Genomic DNA, 16,675 nt, shown 5'->3' with positions numbered 1-16,675 from the left:
CCGTCACTCCGCCTCGACACCCTCTTCGGCGAGCGCGGCCCGGACGACCGACGCGGGTTCGAACGCGGTGCGGGCGACGGGTTCGCCGAGCGTCTCCCACGAGTCGACGAGCGACCGCTCCGAGAGCAGCGCCAGCGCCAGTTCACCCACCCCGCCGTAGGTGAGCGACGCGAAGTCCCAGCTCGGTTCGCCACGCGGGAACGGCCCGGATTCGCGGGGACGACGGATGTCGAGAACGCCCCCCAGGTTCGCCGCCGTCGCCCCCGCGAGGTCCTCGCTCTCGGCGAACCGGGTCAGCGGGAACTCGCGGTTGTCGACGATGAGTATCCCCGTGTCGCCCGCGAGGGCGGCGTCGACGTCGGTGCGGCCGGCCTCGATGAGGAGGCTCACCACGTCGATCGTCGACCCCTCGCCGCTCAGCGTGTCGATGTACCTGACGACCGTGTCGTCGCCGGGACGGTACTCGATGAGTCCGGCCGCCGTGAGAGTGGCGTCGATGCCGCGGGACAGGAGGACCCCGTCGAGCGTGATACTCGACGGGAGTTTCAGCCGCACCGAACCGTCGGTGGCGCTCGCGGCGACCATCGCCGGGCCGAGCGACGACGCGCCGAGCGCCTCCAGCGCGTCGAACGCCTCGGAGGCGTCGTCACGAGCGATTTCGGCGGTGCACGGGAGGAGTTCGCCCGCGTCCTCGGTCGGGTCGTACGTGACCTGACTCGTGAGGGTCGCGATGCGCTCGCGGACCTGTCGCAGACGCCCTCCCACGTCGCCCCGGTCGAGTTCCGCGTCCCCCTCCTCGGTGAGCCGTCGGCCCTTGCCGGGGACCTTCTGCGTGAAACCGGCCTCGTCGAGGTCCGAGAGCATCAGCCTGACCGTCCGCCCCTTGATGTCGTAGCCGCGCTGCTGCAACAGGCCGACGAGCCGGATGCTCCCGATGGGTTCGTTCGCCCGGATGAGCCGCAACAGGTCGTACGTTCGGCGGTCGAGGTCGGCGGGCATCGTTGGTCACACCGTCTCGGGTGGGACACATAGGCGTGCTGTTCGCCCCGCGACGCGTCCAGACGCGGTGCTGTCGGAGGCGACGGCGCACGAGACGAGTGCGGAATATCACTGCCACCGTTTCCGCCCACGAACGCGAGGGAGTCTCCGCCAGAGGACCGACGAGCAGTTCCTCTCTGGCGCTCGTTCACCCGTTCTACAGGCGCGCAGTTCGCCGTACCCGGTGACTCGGCAGGTGACGGGTGCGAACCAAATTTTTATTAACCGTTCCGACGGACTCCCGAAGAGGCGGAAAGGACGTTCCACAATGAACGGTGAGACCTGATGGACGGACGAACTGAAACGCGCGCCGAGGCGTTCCGCGAGCGAACCACGGGTGCCTCGGTCGAACTCCCGCACGCCGGCATCCGGACGTTCCTGAAGTCGGAGGTCCGCTCGCCGAGCGACGTCGGCGGGGCGGACGCGGCAGTGCTGGGCGTTCCATACGACGGCGCCGTCTCGAACCGCCCCGGCGCGCGGTACGGTCCGGGGGCCATTCGGGAGGCGAGCGCGTGGTGGGCGTACCTCTCCGGCTACAAGGGTGGGCTGACGAACATGCGGACCGGCCAGCAGGTCGACTTCGACGCGCTCGACCTCGTCGACTGCGGTGACGTTCCCGTCTTCCCGATGGACCACGAGACCACGGCAGAGAGCGTCGCCGCCCACGTCGCGACTGTCGCCGCACAGGGGACCACGCCGGTCCTCCTCGGCGGCGACCACTACTGTACCTATCCGTCGGTGAGGGGGTTCGCCGAGGGTATCGACGCCGACCGGGTCGGCGTCGTTCAGATCGACGCACACACCGACACCGCGGCCGAGAGCCCCGTCTTCGGCGAGCACTTCCACGGGTCGAGCACGCACCACGTCGCAGACAGCGTGTTCTGTGACTACGAACACGTCGCGCAGGTCGGTATCCGAGGGTACGAGTCCCCGGCGTTCTTCGAATTCGCCGAGGAGACCGGCCTCTCGCTGTACACGGCCGGGGCAGTGGCCGAACGTGGCATCGCCTCGGTGGTCGAAGAGGCAGTCGACACCGTCGCCGAGGGCGCCGACGCGGTGTACGTCACCTTCGACATCGACGCCGTCGACCCGAGCGTCGCCCCCGGGACGGGGACGCCGGAACCCGGCGGTCTCTCCGCCGACGAGGCGCTGACGGTCATGGAGACGGTCGGTGCACGCGAGGAGGTCGGTGCGGTCGACCTCATGGAGGTCGCGCCGACGTACGACCCCACCGAGGGGACCCAGCGACTGGCCGCGTACCTCCTCGTGACGTTCCTCGAACGACAGTTCGCGGAGTGAGTGTGCCGTTTGCTCGGCGACGGGGGACCCCCGACTCCGACTCTGACCAACGCGTAGAACTATAATCGGTGCCCCACTGACCCTTCGTATGTCACCGGACCACGACACGGTCCGTGTGCTCCACGTCGACGACGAACCCGACTTCGCCGCGACGGCGGCGGCCTTCCTCGAGCGGGAGGACGACCGGTTCGACGTCGAGACGGCCGCGAGTACGAGCGAGGGTCTCGACCGACTGTCGGAGGGAGCGTTCGACTGTGTCATCTCCGATTACGATATGCCCGTGACGAACGGCATCGAGTTCCTCGAATCGGTGCGCGAGGAGCACCCGGACCTCCCGTTCGTCCTGTTCACCGGGAAAGGGAGCGAAGAGGTCGCGAGCGAGGCCATCTCGGCCGGCGTGAACGACTACCTCCAGAAGGAGTCGGGCACCAGTCAGTACACCCTCCTCGCGAACCGCGTCCGCAACGTGGTCGACCAGTACCGGAGTCGCGTCGCGCTCGAAGAGAGCGAGAAGCGACTCTCGCTGTTCATCGAACAGTCGCCGCTCGGCGTCTTAGAGTACAACGAGGACTTCGAGGTCGTGCGCCTGAACGAGGCCGGCGAGGAGATACTCGGCTACACCGAGGCGGAACTCCGCGGGGAGACCTGGGAGGTGCTCGTGACCGACGAGAGCTACCAGAACGTCGACGAAGTCACCGACGCACTCAGCGAGGCCAGCGGCGGGTTCCACAGCGTCGACGAGAACGTCCGCAAGGACGGGACCCGCATCGTCTGCGAGTGGCACAACCGCGTGGTGACCGACGAGGACGGGTCGGTCGTCGCCGTCTTCTCGCAGTTCCAGGACGTCACCGAACGGACGGAACGCGAGCGCGAACTGGAGTCGACGCGACGGCGACTCGAGGCCATCCTCGAGAACACGACGACCCCGATGTTCATGAAGGACGCCGAGGGACGGTATCTGTTCGTCAACCAGGGACACCGCGACCTGTTCGGCTTCGAGGACGAGGAAATCGTCGGGTACACCGACCACGACCTGTTCCCGCGGGAGATGGCCGACGAGGTGGTCCGGAACGACCACGTCGTCTTGGAGGAGGGCGAAGGGCTCGAGACCGAGGAGCGGATCACTGTCGACGGCGAGGAGCGGATGTTCCTCTCGACGAAGGTCCCGATATACGACACGGGCGACCGCTCGGACCCGGACGACCCCGTCGCGGTGTTCGGCGTCGCCGTCGACATCACCGAACGGACGGAGCGCGAGCGCGAACTGAAGCGCTACGAGAGCATGGTGAACACGATGCAGGAGTCGGCCTGTATCTACGACGAGGAGGGGCGGTTCGTCGTCGTCAACGAGTTCCTCGCGGACTTCTACGGGACGACCCCGGCGGCGCTCGAAGGCACCCGGAGTAACCTCGTCCCGCACGTCCGTACCGAAGGTGACGGGGACCGGTACCAGGAACTCCTCGACGGGGAGCGCGATGCGGTCGACGGAGAAATCGCGGTCGAGTTACGCGACCAGGGCACGGAGATTCTCAAGTACCGGCTCACGCCGCTCCGAATCGACGGGGACGTCGCGGGCGTCATCGGTGTCGCCCACGAGATAACGGCGTTCAGAGAGCGCGAACGGGAACTCGAACGGAAGAACGAACGGCTCGACTCGTTCGTCAGCGTCGTCTCGCACGACCTGCGGAACCCCCTGAGCGTCGCCGACGGCCGACTCGAACTCGCGATGGAAGAGTGTGACAGTGAGCATCTCCTGCCCGCCGCACGCGCCGTCCAGCGGAGTCAGACCCTCGTCGAGGACCTCCTGACGCTCGCGCGAGACGGCGCCCGCGTCCGCGACGTCACCACCGTCGACCTCGCCGCCCTCGCCTCGGAGTGCTGGGACGCTGCCACGACGGACGAGGCGACTCTCGCCGTCGAGACTGAACAGACCCTCCGGGCCGACCGGGTCCGACTCCAGCAACTGCTGGAGAACCTCCTCACGAACGCAGTCGCACACGGCGGCACGAGGGTGACTGTCGGTGACCTCCCCGACGGGTTCTACGTCGCCGACGACGGGCCCGGCGTCCCCTCGACGGAGCGCCAGCGGGTGTTCGAGGCGGGCTACTCCACCGCGCGGGAGGGGACCGGGTTCGGCCTCGCCATCGTCCAGGAGGTCGCAGACGGCCACGGCTGGACGGTGCGCGTGACCGAGAGCGAGTCGGGCGGTGCGCGGTTCGAGGTTCGCGGCGTCCACGAGACGGGGTGAGCACGTGGATAACCCGCCGTCGCGTCGGCGGTTCGTCCCCCTTTCGCTTCCCCCGCTCCCGCCGACGTGCCCCTCTCCGGTCGGTCTGCGGTCGGGTGCGGAGAGCGGTTGTCTCTCTGGGGTGGCCGACGACGAGAGCGCAGGGGACGACGGCGACGAACGGCACGAACCGAGACGAGCGCGGGTCGCTGACGCCGCGAGTCCGGGCGTAGCTCTTCACGGACCGTCGAGCGGTGCAGTCGGGTGCTCCTACTCACACTCGGCTTCGCCCTCGGCCGGAATCCGCGCGTCGACGTACCCGTCGATTCCCTCCGCCAGCCACACTTTGTGGCCGTACTCGTTGCCCAGTATCGCACTCCCTGTCGACGTGAACGCTCTCGTGCCCCCGCCGAGAAGATACACGAAACAGTCCTGGAGTTCCCAGGCGTCGTCGCCCGCGTGGCTCCGGTCGCCCTGCTTGCGCAGGTAGACGTGTGTAACGTTCGGCAGACAGATAGTCATCGATTCCAGTTGCTCGGCGGCGGTGTCGGGCTCTCGTCCACCGAAAATCTCCGCTGCGGGACCGATAGAGTACGTCGCTCTGTCCCCCGGTTCGAAGTCGTCGAAGTCGTCGACGGCGAGCGCGAACTCGCGGCCGCCGACCGTTCCCACGACACCCAGGTAGATGTGGTCGTCCGTCCCGAACCACTGTGCCCCCGTCTGCAACGAGACGAAGATTCCCTCGATGTCACTCATCGGCGACTCCTCGACGAGCGGTGTGTCTCGGCACCGGCCGGTGCCGTGCGTGTCGTGGACTCGTCTCGGTCGATGCGGTACGGATCCTCGTCAGGAACGGTGGTGTGGTGGCTGTCATCTCCCCTCTTCCTCGGACGCTCCCCCCGAACGCACCGACGCGGTTCGTGGTGCGGTCGGGTGAACTTCCTCACAGATGGAGTACATGTAAAAGCATAAACATTGCTCCCGGAGTGGGGGAACTGGACACCGACAGGCGGCCCGTGGGTCAGTTCCCGCGAGCGGGACGACTGTCGGTTCCCGGAGACGGCCTACGGGTGCGCGAAGTACACCAGACTCTCGTCGCCCGATGTGGCGCCATCCTCGGCCACCTCGTCCACCCGGACGAAGCCGATTCGCTCGAACTGCAGCACCTCGTCGACGTCGGTGTCGGCGAAGCCCGGTTCCGCCTGGCCCGTCACGTCGCCGTCCATCGTCCGCATCCGGACGGGGAGTGAGCCGTCGGCCGGCACCCAGTGGACTACGTCCACGTCACCCTCGCGGACGACGTCGATGTCGTCACCCGTGAACTCGAACGCGTCGCGGATGTGCCGGACACAGCCGTACCCCTTCAGCCACACCCGTTCGCCGTTCGGCGGGACGTCGTCGGGTTCGACCAGCACCGCACCGGCCACGGGGATGTGTCGGCGCCCCCGCTCCTCGTGGTCGGGGTGGACCGGTGGCTCGCCCGCCTCGGGGCCGGCGACGACGGCCTTCTCGACGCCGTCGCGGACGAAGAAGCATCTGTCACTGGTGTCGTCGACCAGTTCGCGGTTCTTCGCGTAGAGCGAGGACATCGAGAGGTCGACGTTCGACGTCGAGGTGCCGAGTTCGACCATCGCTTCGACGACGGCGTCCCCCCGGATGCCGCGGCGGCGGAGGCTCCCCAGCGTGGGCGCGCGGGGGTCGTCCCAGCCGTCGAGTTCGCCGGCGTCGATTTGCGCTTTCAGCGTGGAGGTCGACAGCTTCACGTCGTACGCGTCGACGTTGACGTGGCCCCAGTGGATGACCTCCGGGTAGTCCCAGCCGAAGTAGTCGTAGACGAACTGCTGGCGCTTCGCCGAGTCCTGCAGGTCGATGCCGCGGATGATGTGGGTGATGCCCAGGAGGTGGTCGTCGACGCCGGACTGGAAGTCGAGCATCGGCCAGCATCTGTACGTCGAGGCCTCTTCGCGGGGGTGTGGCGTGTCGACGATTCGGAAGGCGACCCAGTCGCGGAGCGCGGGGTTCTTGTGTTCGATGTCGGTGCGCACCCGGAGTACCATCCCGCCCGACGCGTACTCGCCCGCGACCATCGCGTCGAACTCCTCGTGGGTTTCCTCGACTGGCTTGTCCCGGTGGGGACAGGCCTCGCCGGCGTTCTTCAGGTCCGAGAACTCCGCTCCCGAGCAAGAGCAGGTGTACGCGCCGCCGGCGTCGATGAGGTCACGGGCGTACTCGTAGTAGGTCTCGACGCGGTCGGAGGCTTTCACCACCTCGTCCGGTTCGAAGCCGAGGTAGGCGATGTCGTCGAGGATGGCGTCGTACGCGTCGAGGTCGGGCCGCTTCGTCTCGGGGTCGGTGTCGTCGAAACGGACGACGAACGCGCCGTCGTACCGTTCCTTGTAGGTGCCGATGACCGCCGGCATCCGAGCGTGGCCGATGTGCCACGGGCCGGTCGGGTTCGGGGCGGCGCGCATCCGTACCTCGTCGTACGCCTCGGCGTTCGGGAGGTCGGGCAGGGTGTGTTCCTCGCGCTCCTCGTCGGCGTCGAGTTCCGCGAGTCGCTCGGGAGCGAGTTCCTCCAGTCGCGCGCGTTTCTCCGCCGTCTCCATCTCGTTGACCCGCTGGACGACCGGGGCGACGACGCCCGGCACCGTGTCCCCGTGGGGTCGGAAATCGGGGTTCTCGCCCATCAGCGGTCCCATCACGGCGCCGACGTCGGCGTCGCCGTCGTGCTTCAGCGCGTTGAACAGGGCGTGTGCCTCCGCCTCCCGTTCGACGCGCTCGCGGAGTTCGTCTTCCATCGTCTCTCGGTGTGGGTGGCGGCGGCAAAAGAGACCCGGATTCCTGGCCACCGAGGGCGACAGGCACGCGGGCAGGGGTACGACAACGAGTAGCACACCGAGACGTATGAGTGTTTCGCGGAGCCGAACGGGAGAACGTGGCGACCGGTGCACACCGACGGGGAGCGGACGCCGGTTCGGGACACTGCGGCTCTCGCGTTCGAGCGGCGAGTGATACCGAGAGCCGACCGGGTCAGTAGCCGCGTGTGATGAGGTAGTCAGCGATGTCCCCCAGCAGGCCACGCGCCTCGTTGTCCGGGAGGACTTCCAGTCGCGACTTGCTCTTCGCGACGAGGTCCCGTGCGGTCGTCCGGGCGTAGTCGATACTCCCCGCCTCGTTCAGTGTCGCGACGGCCGCTTCGACCTCCGCATCGGTGAGTGTCTCGGGGTCGTCGGCGTCGACGAGTCCGTCGACGTCGACACCCTGCTGACGAGCGTGCAGCGTGATGAGCGTCTCCTTGTCCTCAACGAGGTCCGACCCGCGCTGCTTCCCGAGTTTCTCGGAGGGGACCGTGAGGTCGAGGACGTCGTCCTGAATCTGGAAGGCGCTGCCGGCCTCGACGGCGTACTGGTGGAGCGCGTCGACCACCTCGTCGTCGGCGTCGAGGAGGATGGGCGGGATGGCCGCGGCGGCCCCGAACAGCACGGCCGTCTTCGACTCGACCATCTCGAGATACTCCTCGGGCGGGACCTCCGTCCGGCCCTCGAAGTCGACGTCGAGGGCCTGTCCCTCGCAGATGTGGGTACAGGTCGTCGCCAGCCTGCGAGTGGCGCGGAGGCCGTTCTCGGCGTGCGAACCGGTGTGGGTGAGAATCTCGAACGCCTTCGAGTAGAGGGTGTCGCCCGCGAGGATGGCTGTGTCGGTACCGTACTCGACGTGGACGGCGGGCACCCCACGACGGAGCGCGTCGTCGTCCATGATGTCGTCGTGAATGAGGGTGAACGCCTGGATGACCTCGATGCTCATTCCCGCCGCGAGGATGTCGATTCGGTCACCCGACAGCGTGGGAAAGTCGGTGTACGGCTCGGACAGCGGTTCGACGTCGAGCAGCGCTTCGGCGGCCAGGAGCGAGACGGTCGGCCGGAGTCGCTTGCCCCCGGCCAGCATCAGATACCGCGACGCCTCCCAGAGCCGCTCTGGCTCCGCTAACGGGAGGTAGTCGTCGATTGCGTCGTTGACGATTGCGCGACGCTCCTCGACGGCGGCGAGTACTCGCTCCTCGGACGCGTTCGCGTCGGAGGCCATCAGTCCACCAGCTGGATCATGTTGCCGTTCCGCGTGACGTGCAGGTCGCGGCCGAGCGCGTACCCCTGGTTCTCGGCGAGGTCGACGTACGGCGAGAAGCCCTTGAGGTTCTGGTGGGCGGGGACGACGTGCTTCGGCTGCAGCGCCTGCAGCATCGTGTAGTGGCCCTCCTCGCGGAGGTGCCCCGAGACGTGGATGTCGTCGTAGATGCGCGCGCCCTGCATCTTCAGGAGCTTCTCGGACTGGTACCGCTGGCCCTCGTTGGTCGGCTCCGGGATGACCCGGGCGGAGAAGATGACCTTGTCGCCGTCGTCGAGTTCGAAGGGCGTCTCGCCGCGACCCATCCGCGTGAGCATCGCGCGCGGTTCGCCCTGGTGGCCCGTCACGATGGGCAGGAAGTTCTCCTTGCCCTCGTTCATGATGCGCTTGAACGTCCGGTCGACGGACTTGCGGTGGCCGTACATCCCGACGTCGTCGGGGAAGTCGACGAAGCCGAGTCGTTCGGCCGTCCCGGAGTACTTCTCCATCGACCGCCCCAGGAGGACGGGCTGGCGGCCGATGTCCTTCGCGAACTCGACGAGCGAGGTGACGCGGGCGATGTGCGACGAGAACGTCGTCGCGACGATGCCGCCGTCGTAGTCCTCGATGGAGGTCATCACGTCCCGCAGGTGGCGACGGGCGACGGCCTCAGACGGCGTGCGGCCCTTGCGTCCGGCGTTCGTACAGTCCTCGATGTACGCCAGGACGCCTTCCCCCTCGCGTCCGATTTCGCGGAAGCGCTTCATGTCGATGGGGTCGCCGATGACCGGCGTGTGGTCCATCCGCTTGTCGAGGCCGTAGACGATTGCCCCTTCCGGCGTGTGGAGGACGGGGTTGATGGCGTCGATGATGGAGTGGGTGACGTTGACGAACTCGAGTTCGACCCGCTCACCGATGGACATCGTCTCGCCCGCGGACATCTTCACCAGGTCGTTGTTGACGTTGAACTTGTTCTCGCCCTCGATCTGCTGGCGGACGAGTTCGATGGTGAAGGGTGTCGCGACGATGGGGGCGTCGTACCGGTGTGCGAGCTTCGAGATGGCGCCGATGTGGTCGAGGTGACCGTGTGTCGGGACGATAGCCTTCACGTCGCCCTCGAGGTCGGACATCACCCGGTCGTCGGGGATGGCGCCCATGTCGATCAGGTCGAGACTGTGCATCTGTTCGGTTTCGACGTTGTCGTGGATGAGAACCTGCGAGAGGTTCAGACCCATGTCGAAGACGACGACGTCGTCACCGGCGCGGACGGCAGTCATCTGCCGGCCGACTTCCTCGTAGCCGCCGATTGTTGCGATTTCGATTTCCATGGTAGCACTGAAACGCGGACTCTTGGCGTGGTTCGCGTACGCGTGAAACCCAGCGGATGTGGCGGAAGCCACAGGCCCCGGCGTCTTACAGCCTGTCGGTCGGTGGTTCCCGCAGTACGACCCGGCGTCGTACTTACCCGCGGGAGTGTGGTACTGAAGGCTACACGCCCGGGTATTAAAAGAACACGGGTTGTCGGCGGCGACGACGCCCCCGGGCGACCTGGCCTCGCTGGTCGCTCGGTCGGTCCCGTCCCGGTGGACGCCCGCGTACGCCCCCGTTCGTCGGTCGTAGACGGTACGTTTATATGTGGGAGCGAAAGGTGTTGCAGTATGAGCGGACGACCGCTGGACGTACTCGAGGCGTCGCTCGACGCACTCGTCACGGTCCATCTCAAAGACGGCACCATCTACCACGGCATCCTCGCCGGCTACGACCAGCACATGAACCTGGTTCTCGAGAGCGACGAGGTGGACGCGGACGTCCACGGCGACCTGGACGCGACTGCAGTGCAAGACACAACGATTATACGCGGCGACAACGTCGTGACGATAACAACATGACTGGCGCAGGAACGCCGAGCCAAGGGAAGAAGAACAAGACGACGCACGTGAAGTGCCGCCGCTGCGGCGAGAAGTCCTACCACGTGAAGAAGAAGGCCTGCGCGTCCTGTGGCTTCGGGAAGTCGGCCAAGCGCCGCGACTACGCCTGGCAGTCGAAAGCCGGCGACAACTGAGACACAGCGTCGACACCGCGTCCTGTCGGTCGTCGCCTCGGTGACGTCCAGACGCGACGCCCGACGGTTCGTCCGGCCCGACGAACGACGCACACCCGGTTCTCACGTCATCACCGCCCGAGCGACGGCACCGGTCGGTGGCTGTCCCGCTTCCGCCGGTGTCCGCGTCGTCTCGCTCGACGCTCGCCTCACACACCGCCCGGCGTGGCGCGTCGACGACGAGGACGCGTCGTGTCGACGACGGTGAGTGATACACATCTGTGCATATCTCTCCGGTGGGAAGGCGGGAATACAGCACAATCACGGGTCTTTTTATCGCTCGGACGGCATCACTCTCGTATGGCACACGGGCGGGACACACTCCCGGAGGGACCGACGGAGAAGTGCGGGGTCGTCGGTCTCTCGCTGGCCGACCGAGCCGCTGCACGGCCCATCTACTACTCGCTCTACGCCCTCCAGCACCGGGGGCAAGAGTCCGCGGGCATCGTCACGCACGACGGGTTCCAGCAGCACAGCCACGTCGACATGGGGCTGGTCGGCGACGCCTTCTCCGAGTCCGACCTGGCGGGGCTGAACGGCACCACCGGTATCGGCCACGTCCGCTACCCGACGGCGGGAAGCGTCGACAAGTCCTGTGCGCAGCCCTTCACCGTCTCGTTCAAGTCGGGGTCGCTCGGGCTGTCGCACAACGGCAACCTCGTCAACGCCGACGAGATTCGCGACACGCTCGCGGAGAAAGGTCACGCGTTCACCTCCGACGGCGACACCGAGGTCATCGCGCACGACCTCGCGCGAAACCTCCTCGAAGGTGACCTCGTCCGCGCGGTGAAGGCGACGATGAGCCGCATCCACGGGTCGTACTCGCTCACCATCATGCACGACGACACCGTGCTCGGCCTCCGGGACCCCGAGGGCAACCGCCCGCTCTGTCTCGGGAAGCTCGAGGACGGGTACGTGCTCGCGAGCGAGTCGGCCGCCATCGACACGCTGGGTGGCGAACTGGTCCGGGACGTCCGCCCGGGCGAACTCGTCCTCCTCGACAGCGACGGCTCCGGCTACGACTCGTTCCAGCTCGTCGAGCAGGAACACACCGCCAGCTGCTTCTTCGAGCACGTCTACTTCGCCCGCCCCGACTCGCGCATCGACGGGACGCTCGTCTACCAGGCACGCCGCGCCCTCGGCCGGAAGCTCTGGGAGGAAAGCGGCGTCGACTCCGACGTCGTAATGCCCGTCCCCGACTCGGGCCGGGCGTTCGCCTCCGGATACGCCGAGGCTGCACAGGACGACGGTGCCGACGTCGAGTTCGCCGAGGGCCTGATGAAGAACCGCTACGTCGGCCGGACGTTCATCATGCCGACACAGGACGAGCGCGAGCGTGCGGTCCGCCTGAAGCTGAACCCCATCCGGAGCACCATCGAGGGCCGCTCGGTCACCATCATCGACGACAGCATCGTCCGCGGGACGACGTCCAGACAGCTCGTGAGTCTCCTCCGTGACGCCGGTGCCGAGGAGGTCCACGTCCGCATCGGCGCCCCGCCCATCGTCGCTCCGTGTTACATGGGCATCGACATGGCGACCCGGGAGGAACTCATCGCCGCTGACCGCTCCGTGGCGGACATCGCCGAAGAGATCGGGGCCGACTCGCTGTCGTACCTCTCCATCGACGCCGTCGCCGAGGCGCTCTCGTCGTCCAGGGCGGACCTCTGTCTCGGCTGTGTCACCGGCCAGTACCCGTACGACATCGACGGCGAGGAGACCGACCGCCCGGTCGAACGTCCGGTCGTCGCCGACTCGGCGCCGGCCGACGACTGACGCCGGCTCGGCGGAGAATTCCCGTCTTCTGACAGGTAGGCCCGCTCGGGGCCGCAGTCACCGCCCGGGTCGAACCACCCCCACGACCCGACCGCCGGTCGGTGAATTTCTCGTGGCCAACCAGATTCTCTCGGTCGGCTAGCATATCAGTTTATCACCGTCCACGTTGTATCAGACACGTGATGTTTGACGGCGGGTTGCCGAGGGGTCGCCGATGACGGAGCGGGTCCTGGTCCGTGTGCAGTTCGACCCCGCGTCGGGGAGGTCCGTCTCCGTGGCCGTCGCCGAGGCGCTCTCGCTGGTCGTGGAGTCGGCCATCGACCTCCCGCCGCTCGCGTACTCCATCGACACCGACTCGCTCGACGCGCTGTTCGCCACCCGCACGGGTCCCCCACCGAGCGAGTTACGACTCACCTTCCCGTACCAGCGGTGGCAGGTGACCGTCAGCGGGGCGGGCGAGATCTGCATCAGCGACCGGTCGGAGCCCGAGATGGAGACGGACTGAACGGGGGAGTCGTACCCGACAGACGAACGTGTTCGGGAGAGTCGATTCCCGCCGCCACGACCTACTCGCGCCCATGCGGGGATTCTCACCGTTCCGCACGGCCGACGAGACGTTCGACGACCCGGGGACGTTCGTTCCCGACCACCTCCCGGACCCGGGACCGTCTCTCGAACCGGGGCGTGTGCTCAACGGCGAGGAACACACCGTCGTCCACGCGTGGACTCGCGACGCGTTCGAGGCACGGGGCGTCTACGACGCGACGTTCGGCTACAACCTCGCACGGCTGAACCTCGACGGCCGTCACCCCGACGCCGGCATCCGGTACGCGCTGGACGGCCGGGAACTCCGCGCCGAGTTCACGCCGACGACGGCGTTCTGTCCGCAGGCGGAGACCCTGGCCGTGGCGGCGTTCCGTGCGTGGAACGGCCGCGGGGACGGGGCGGAGACGCCCGTCCCGCCCGAGGTGCTCGGTCACGTCGAGCGTGTCAGAGTGCGTGTCGCTCCGCTGCACCGTGACCACGACGACATCAACGACCGGCTTCGGCGCCTCGAGACCCGTCCGTGACCGAACGTGTTCGGGGGAACCGTCGGGTGGGTGGCGCACCATCCCTCGCACATGTCCCAGACAGCGAACGTGAGCCTCTCGGCGTTCGAAGCGCCCGTCCCGACCGACCGCGAGGCGACAGTCCTCGACGTCGCCACCGCACCGCCGCCGAAACCGCTGACGCGGACGCTCCGTGTCTTGGCCGAACTCGGTGACGACGAGGTGCTCGTGCAGGTCAACGACCGGGAACCGGTGCATCTGTTCCCGAAACTCGACGAACGCGGCGCGGCGTACGCGACGGTCGAGCAGGGGTCGTCGGTCCTCACGGCCATCTGGAAGCCATGACACACCGCCGAGCGGCCGCCGACACGTCGGTGCCGTCCGGCGCTCACCCCGACGGTGACACCGACCACGACGACGGCGACGACGGTGACAGGGATGCCGCCGGCGAACTGGACAGCGGTGACCTCCGTCGACTCCTCGCGACCCGGGCGGGAGCGGTGGCCGCCGCGGAACGGGAGCGGGCACTCCGCGCCTTCGACGGCGACACGACGGCACGGCGCGCCCTCTCGACGATGGCGGTTCGTATCGCGGTTCAGGCCGTCGAACCGGCCGTCGCCGCGGCCGAGGCCGGCGACCGGACCGAAGCGGCCGTCGCCGAACTGTTCGTCAGCGAGTGACCGCCCGGTACTCTACGTTCGCGTCCGCGCCAGAACCACGAGCGCCGTCGCCGGTCCGTCCTCGGTCGCTCGCGGCGATATCTCGGCGTCACCGTCGAACCGGAGACAGTCACCCGCTCCAACCGGGTAGCTGTCGTCGTCGAGACGGACCTCGAACCGCCCCTCGACGACGAAGAAGACGACGCGTCGCTCGGGGTGACTGTGCGGCGCGACGGACTCGCCCGCGTCCAGACGGAGGCGGACGACGTCGGGTTCCCCGTCGCGCTCGAACGGGCGGGTAGTCCCCCCGGATCCGTCGAACGACCCGCGTTCGACGCTCCCCGGGCCGCTCGGTGTTCCGGTCATCGCTTCGGGAACGTCGCGACGAAGCGGTCTTCGGCCTCCTCTCGCACCCGGTAGGCGTCGCCGTCGAAGGTGTCGACTTCGGCCTCGAATTCGTAGTACAGCGGGGCGGGGTCGTGGTCGTTCACGACGACGAGCGACTCGCCGGCGTCGAGCGCGGCGAAGGCGTCGTGGATGCGCTCGTGGCGCTGGGCGGGCGGGAGGTCACGGACGTCGAGTCGGGTCTCGTGGCGGCTCATATCTCGGTCCACAGTCGACGCCGGAGGTCGGTGTCGGTTCCCCCGAACCTGTTCGGGGTCGAAGCCACCCGCGAGCGCACCGTAGGAGGGGTATGAGTCACTCCGAGACGAGCGACACCAGCCCTGCCGACGAGCGCACAGTCGAGACCGACCACGAGGGGTCGTGGTCCGCGAACCTCGAAGGAGAGCGACACGCCGAGAGCGAAGCGCGGGTGATCGAGGACGCCCGCGAGGCCGTCGCGGCGACGCGGGCGGGCTACCACGTGAACCTCGTGACCCACGAGGCACACGGCGACCCTCGCGACTACCTGTGGGACGCACTCGACGCGACGACGCGTCCCCTCACCGTGGAGTACGTCGACCGGTGTGGCTGTGGCGGCCACGTCACCCGCGTCCACGTCCACGAGGAGTGAGCCGGTTCCGGACCGCCCCCTGTTTACACTCCAGGCTCACTCGCTCGCGCCCCCGACTCGACCGGTCGCCGGCCAGTCGCGAGGCGCGTGCGACCACACGACGCCAGCGAGGTTCAGCGCCGCGAGTGTGAGCGCCGCGCAGCCGACGACGGCCCCCCAGACGACGACGTCGTGGCGTCCGAGGCCGCTACCGGCGACGAGCGCCGCGCCGCCGAGGACCAGTCCGAGGAAGTCGACGCGGGCGACCCGCCGGTCGTAGAGGTCGTCGACCATCGGCACCGGTTCGTACCCGAGACGGTCGGCGTAGCGGTGGTCCCAGACGAGGAACGGGACGACGTGGTAGAGCGTCCCGACGAGGACGGCCGCGAGCGCCAGCCCGAACGTCCACGCGGCCGCCGGCGGGCCGACGATTCCGGTCTCCAGCGGGGCCGCGAGGAGCGTCGAGCCCGCGGTCACCACCCACAGCAGGAGGCCCGTCGTGACCACGGCGTAGCGCGTCGCCGTCGGGGTCGGCTCGGTCCACTCGGCGAGGAACACCCGAACGAGAACCGCGCCGAGACAGCAGACGCCGACGAGGACGAAGAGGGCGCCGAGGCGGGCGACCGACGCGACGGCCACCGCTCGGCCAGCGGCGAGGGCGACGACGCCGGCCGGGAGCGTCGCCTCCTCGACGCGGACGAGACGACGGGCGGTGGCGTCGAGGTCACCACTACCGACGAACATTGGCCCGAGCTGGACGAGCGCACCGACGACGGTGAGCAGGACCCCGCCGAGGAGCGCGAGCGTCGCGTGCGCCGAGCGGACGGCGACGTGCGAGAGGCCGACCCGCGTCAGGACCGGAACCGAGTAGTCGACCGCGAGGAGTCCACCGAGCCCCGCGGCGACCGCCAGCGCACAGAGTGCGTACCCGAAGTGGCGCTCGGTCACGTCGCCGAACGGGAGCGTCCGGCAGAGCGTGTAGACGAAGACCCAGAGGCCGGCGACGGCGAAGAGGCCGAACGCGAGCAGTCGCGGGCGACCGAACAGGGCGGCCGAGGCGAGACCGACGACGCCGGCGGTGACGAGACAGAGCGCGGCGTCGGCGAGTCGCCGCGAGTGGAGGTCGACTCCGGACCAGACGGGGACGAACTGCTCCATCGCGCCCATGATGGTGACACAGACCCACCCCAGGAGGAGGAGGTGGAGCGGGGCGAGTCGGGCGATACCGTCGAGTCGGCCAGCGAGCACCAGCAGACCGAGTCCGCCTCCCGCGAGCAGGAAGCCGAGTCCGACGACGACGTGAGCGAGTGGGAGGCGAAGCGGCGGCCCGCCGGTGGTGTCGACGTCGGGGACGTGCATGTCCGGAGGTTCGAACGCCGCCCCTCTCGGGGTTACCACGAACCTGTTCGGGACGGGCATCCGGTGGAGAGCGAG

The 16,675-nt window shown here is 68.2% G+C and carries 17 protein-coding genes and 1 pseudogene; 10 read left to right on the top strand and 8 right to left on the bottom strand.

What is annotated here, in order from left to right; all coding sequences use genetic code 11:
• Positions 1 to 3: 3 nt before the first annotated feature.
• Positions 4 to 999: an NrpR regulatory domain-containing protein gene (locus ACESK5_RS02590; RefSeq protein WP_372909982.1), complete on the bottom strand. Its 996-nt coding sequence runs from the start codon at positions 997 to 999 to the stop codon at positions 4 to 6.
• Between the two features lie 324 nt (positions 1,000 to 1,323).
• Between ACESK5_RS02590 and speB the strand changes: the two genes are divergently transcribed.
• Together speB and ACESK5_RS02580 are read left to right on the top strand one after the other, a co-directional pair.
• Positions 1,324 to 2,337 carry an agmatinase gene (gene speB, locus ACESK5_RS02585; RefSeq protein WP_372909981.1) on the top strand — a complete coding sequence of 338 codons (1,014 nt, stop codon included), beginning with the start codon at positions 1,324 to 1,326 and terminating at the stop codon, positions 2,335 to 2,337.
• An 88-nt stretch (positions 2,338 to 2,425) separates the two neighbouring features.
• Complete coding sequence (locus ACESK5_RS02580; RefSeq protein ID WP_372909980.1) at positions 2,426 to 4,585, top strand: PAS domain S-box protein; 2,160 nt, start codon at positions 2,426 to 2,428, stop codon at positions 4,583 to 4,585.
• 249 nt (positions 4,586 to 4,834) lie between these two features.
• Here the strand turns inward: ACESK5_RS02580 and ACESK5_RS02575 are convergent, their stop codons facing one another.
• From ACESK5_RS02575 to ACESK5_RS02560, 4 genes are all read right to left on the bottom strand, one after another.
• Entirely contained in the window at positions 4,835 to 5,320 is a 486-nt protein-coding gene (locus ACESK5_RS02575) for a hypothetical protein (protein WP_372909979.1), read from the bottom strand.
• 308 nt (positions 5,321 to 5,628) lie between these two features.
• Entirely contained in the window at positions 5,629 to 7,362 is a 1,734-nt protein-coding gene (locus tag ACESK5_RS02570; RefSeq protein ID WP_372909978.1) for a glutamate--tRNA ligase, read from the bottom strand.
• 232 nt (positions 7,363 to 7,594) lie between these two features.
• Complete coding sequence (gene idsA3 / locus ACESK5_RS02565; RefSeq protein WP_372909977.1) at positions 7,595 to 8,647, bottom strand: geranylfarnesyl diphosphate synthase; 1,053 nt, start codon at positions 8,645 to 8,647, stop codon at positions 7,595 to 7,597.
• Entirely contained in the window at positions 8,647 to 9,993 is a 1,347-nt protein-coding gene (locus ACESK5_RS02560) for an RNase J family beta-CASP ribonuclease (protein WP_372909976.1), read from the bottom strand. Before ACESK5_RS02560 ends, idsA3 begins: the two co-directional genes overlap by 1 nt.
• 330 nt (positions 9,994 to 10,323) lie before the next feature.
• Here ACESK5_RS02560 and ACESK5_RS02555 point away from each other — a divergent pair, with 330 nt between their 5' ends.
• The 7 genes and pseudogenes from ACESK5_RS02555 to ACESK5_RS02525 all read left to right on the top strand — a co-directional run bounded on the left by ACESK5_RS02555 (position 10,324) and on the right by ACESK5_RS02525 (position 14,268).
• A complete protein-coding gene (locus tag ACESK5_RS02555) occupies positions 10,324 to 10,554 on the top strand; it encodes an LSM domain-containing protein (RefSeq protein ID WP_103426004.1) in 231 nt (76 codons plus the stop codon).
• Positions 10,551 to 10,727, top strand: a complete 177-nt coding sequence (locus ACESK5_RS02550; protein WP_152041963.1) for a 50S ribosomal protein L37e — start codon at positions 10,551 to 10,553, stop codon at positions 10,725 to 10,727. Before ACESK5_RS02555 ends, ACESK5_RS02550 begins: the two co-directional genes overlap by 4 nt.
• Positions 10,728 to 11,066: 339 nt before the next feature.
• A complete protein-coding gene (purF, locus tag ACESK5_RS02545) occupies positions 11,067 to 12,539 on the top strand; it encodes an amidophosphoribosyltransferase (protein ID WP_372909975.1) in 1,473 nt (490 codons plus the stop codon).
• A gap of 214 nt (positions 12,540 to 12,753) precedes the next feature.
• The gene (locus tag ACESK5_RS02540) at positions 12,754 to 13,044 is read left to right on the top strand and encodes a HalOD1 output domain-containing protein (RefSeq protein WP_372909974.1); all 291 of its coding nucleotides are present in this window, start codon (positions 12,754 to 12,756) and stop codon (positions 13,042 to 13,044) included.
• Positions 13,045 to 13,117: 73 nt separating this feature from the next.
• Positions 13,118 to 13,603, top strand: a pseudogene (locus ACESK5_RS02535) (hypothetical protein); the annotation flags it as partial.
• Positions 13,604 to 13,660: 57 nt separating this feature from the next.
• Positions 13,661 to 13,933 (top strand): DUF2249 domain-containing protein, encoded by a 273-nt coding sequence (locus ACESK5_RS02530; protein WP_372909973.1) that lies wholly within the window; start codon positions 13,661 to 13,663, stop codon positions 13,931 to 13,933.
• The gene (locus tag ACESK5_RS02525; protein WP_372909972.1) at positions 13,930 to 14,268 is read left to right on the top strand and encodes a hypothetical protein; all 339 of its coding nucleotides are present in this window, start codon (positions 13,930 to 13,932) and stop codon (positions 14,266 to 14,268) included. Before ACESK5_RS02530 ends, ACESK5_RS02525 begins: the two co-directional genes overlap by 4 nt.
• 12 nt (positions 14,269 to 14,280) lie before the next feature.
• On the opposite strand, the gene ACESK5_RS02520 is transcribed toward ACESK5_RS02525, so the two are convergent.
• Together ACESK5_RS02520 and ACESK5_RS02515 are read right to left on the bottom strand one after the other, a co-directional pair.
• The gene (locus ACESK5_RS02520) at positions 14,281 to 14,613 is read right to left on the bottom strand and encodes a cupin domain-containing protein (protein ID WP_372909971.1); all 333 of its coding nucleotides are present in this window, start codon (positions 14,611 to 14,613) and stop codon (positions 14,281 to 14,283) included.
• Positions 14,610 to 14,849, bottom strand: a complete 240-nt coding sequence (locus ACESK5_RS02515; protein ID WP_372909970.1) for a DUF2249 domain-containing protein — start codon at positions 14,847 to 14,849, stop codon at positions 14,610 to 14,612. Before ACESK5_RS02515 ends, ACESK5_RS02520 begins: the two co-directional genes overlap by 4 nt.
• A gap of 92 nt (positions 14,850 to 14,941) precedes the next feature.
• Here ACESK5_RS02515 and ACESK5_RS02510 point away from each other — a divergent pair, with 92 nt between their 5' ends.
• Positions 14,942 to 15,262 (top strand): CGCGG family rSAM-modified RiPP protein, encoded by a 321-nt coding sequence (locus tag ACESK5_RS02510; RefSeq protein ID WP_372909969.1) that lies wholly within the window; start codon positions 14,942 to 14,944, stop codon positions 15,260 to 15,262.
• 36 nt (positions 15,263 to 15,298) lie between these two features.
• Here the strand turns inward: ACESK5_RS02510 and ACESK5_RS02505 are convergent, their stop codons facing one another.
• On the bottom strand, positions 15,299 to 16,639 hold the full coding sequence (locus tag ACESK5_RS02505) for a hypothetical protein (protein WP_372909968.1): 1,341 nt from the start codon (positions 16,637 to 16,639) through the stop codon (positions 15,299 to 15,301).
• Positions 16,640 to 16,675: the final 36 nt, after the last annotated feature.

The organism is Salinigranum sp. (genome assembly GCF_041641895.1).
GTDB lineage: Archaea > Halobacteriota > Halobacteria > Halobacteriales > Haloferacaceae > Salinigranum.
The sequence above is the reverse complement of the archived record's forward strand: the minus strand, read 5'-3'. Positions and strand labels throughout refer to the sequence as shown.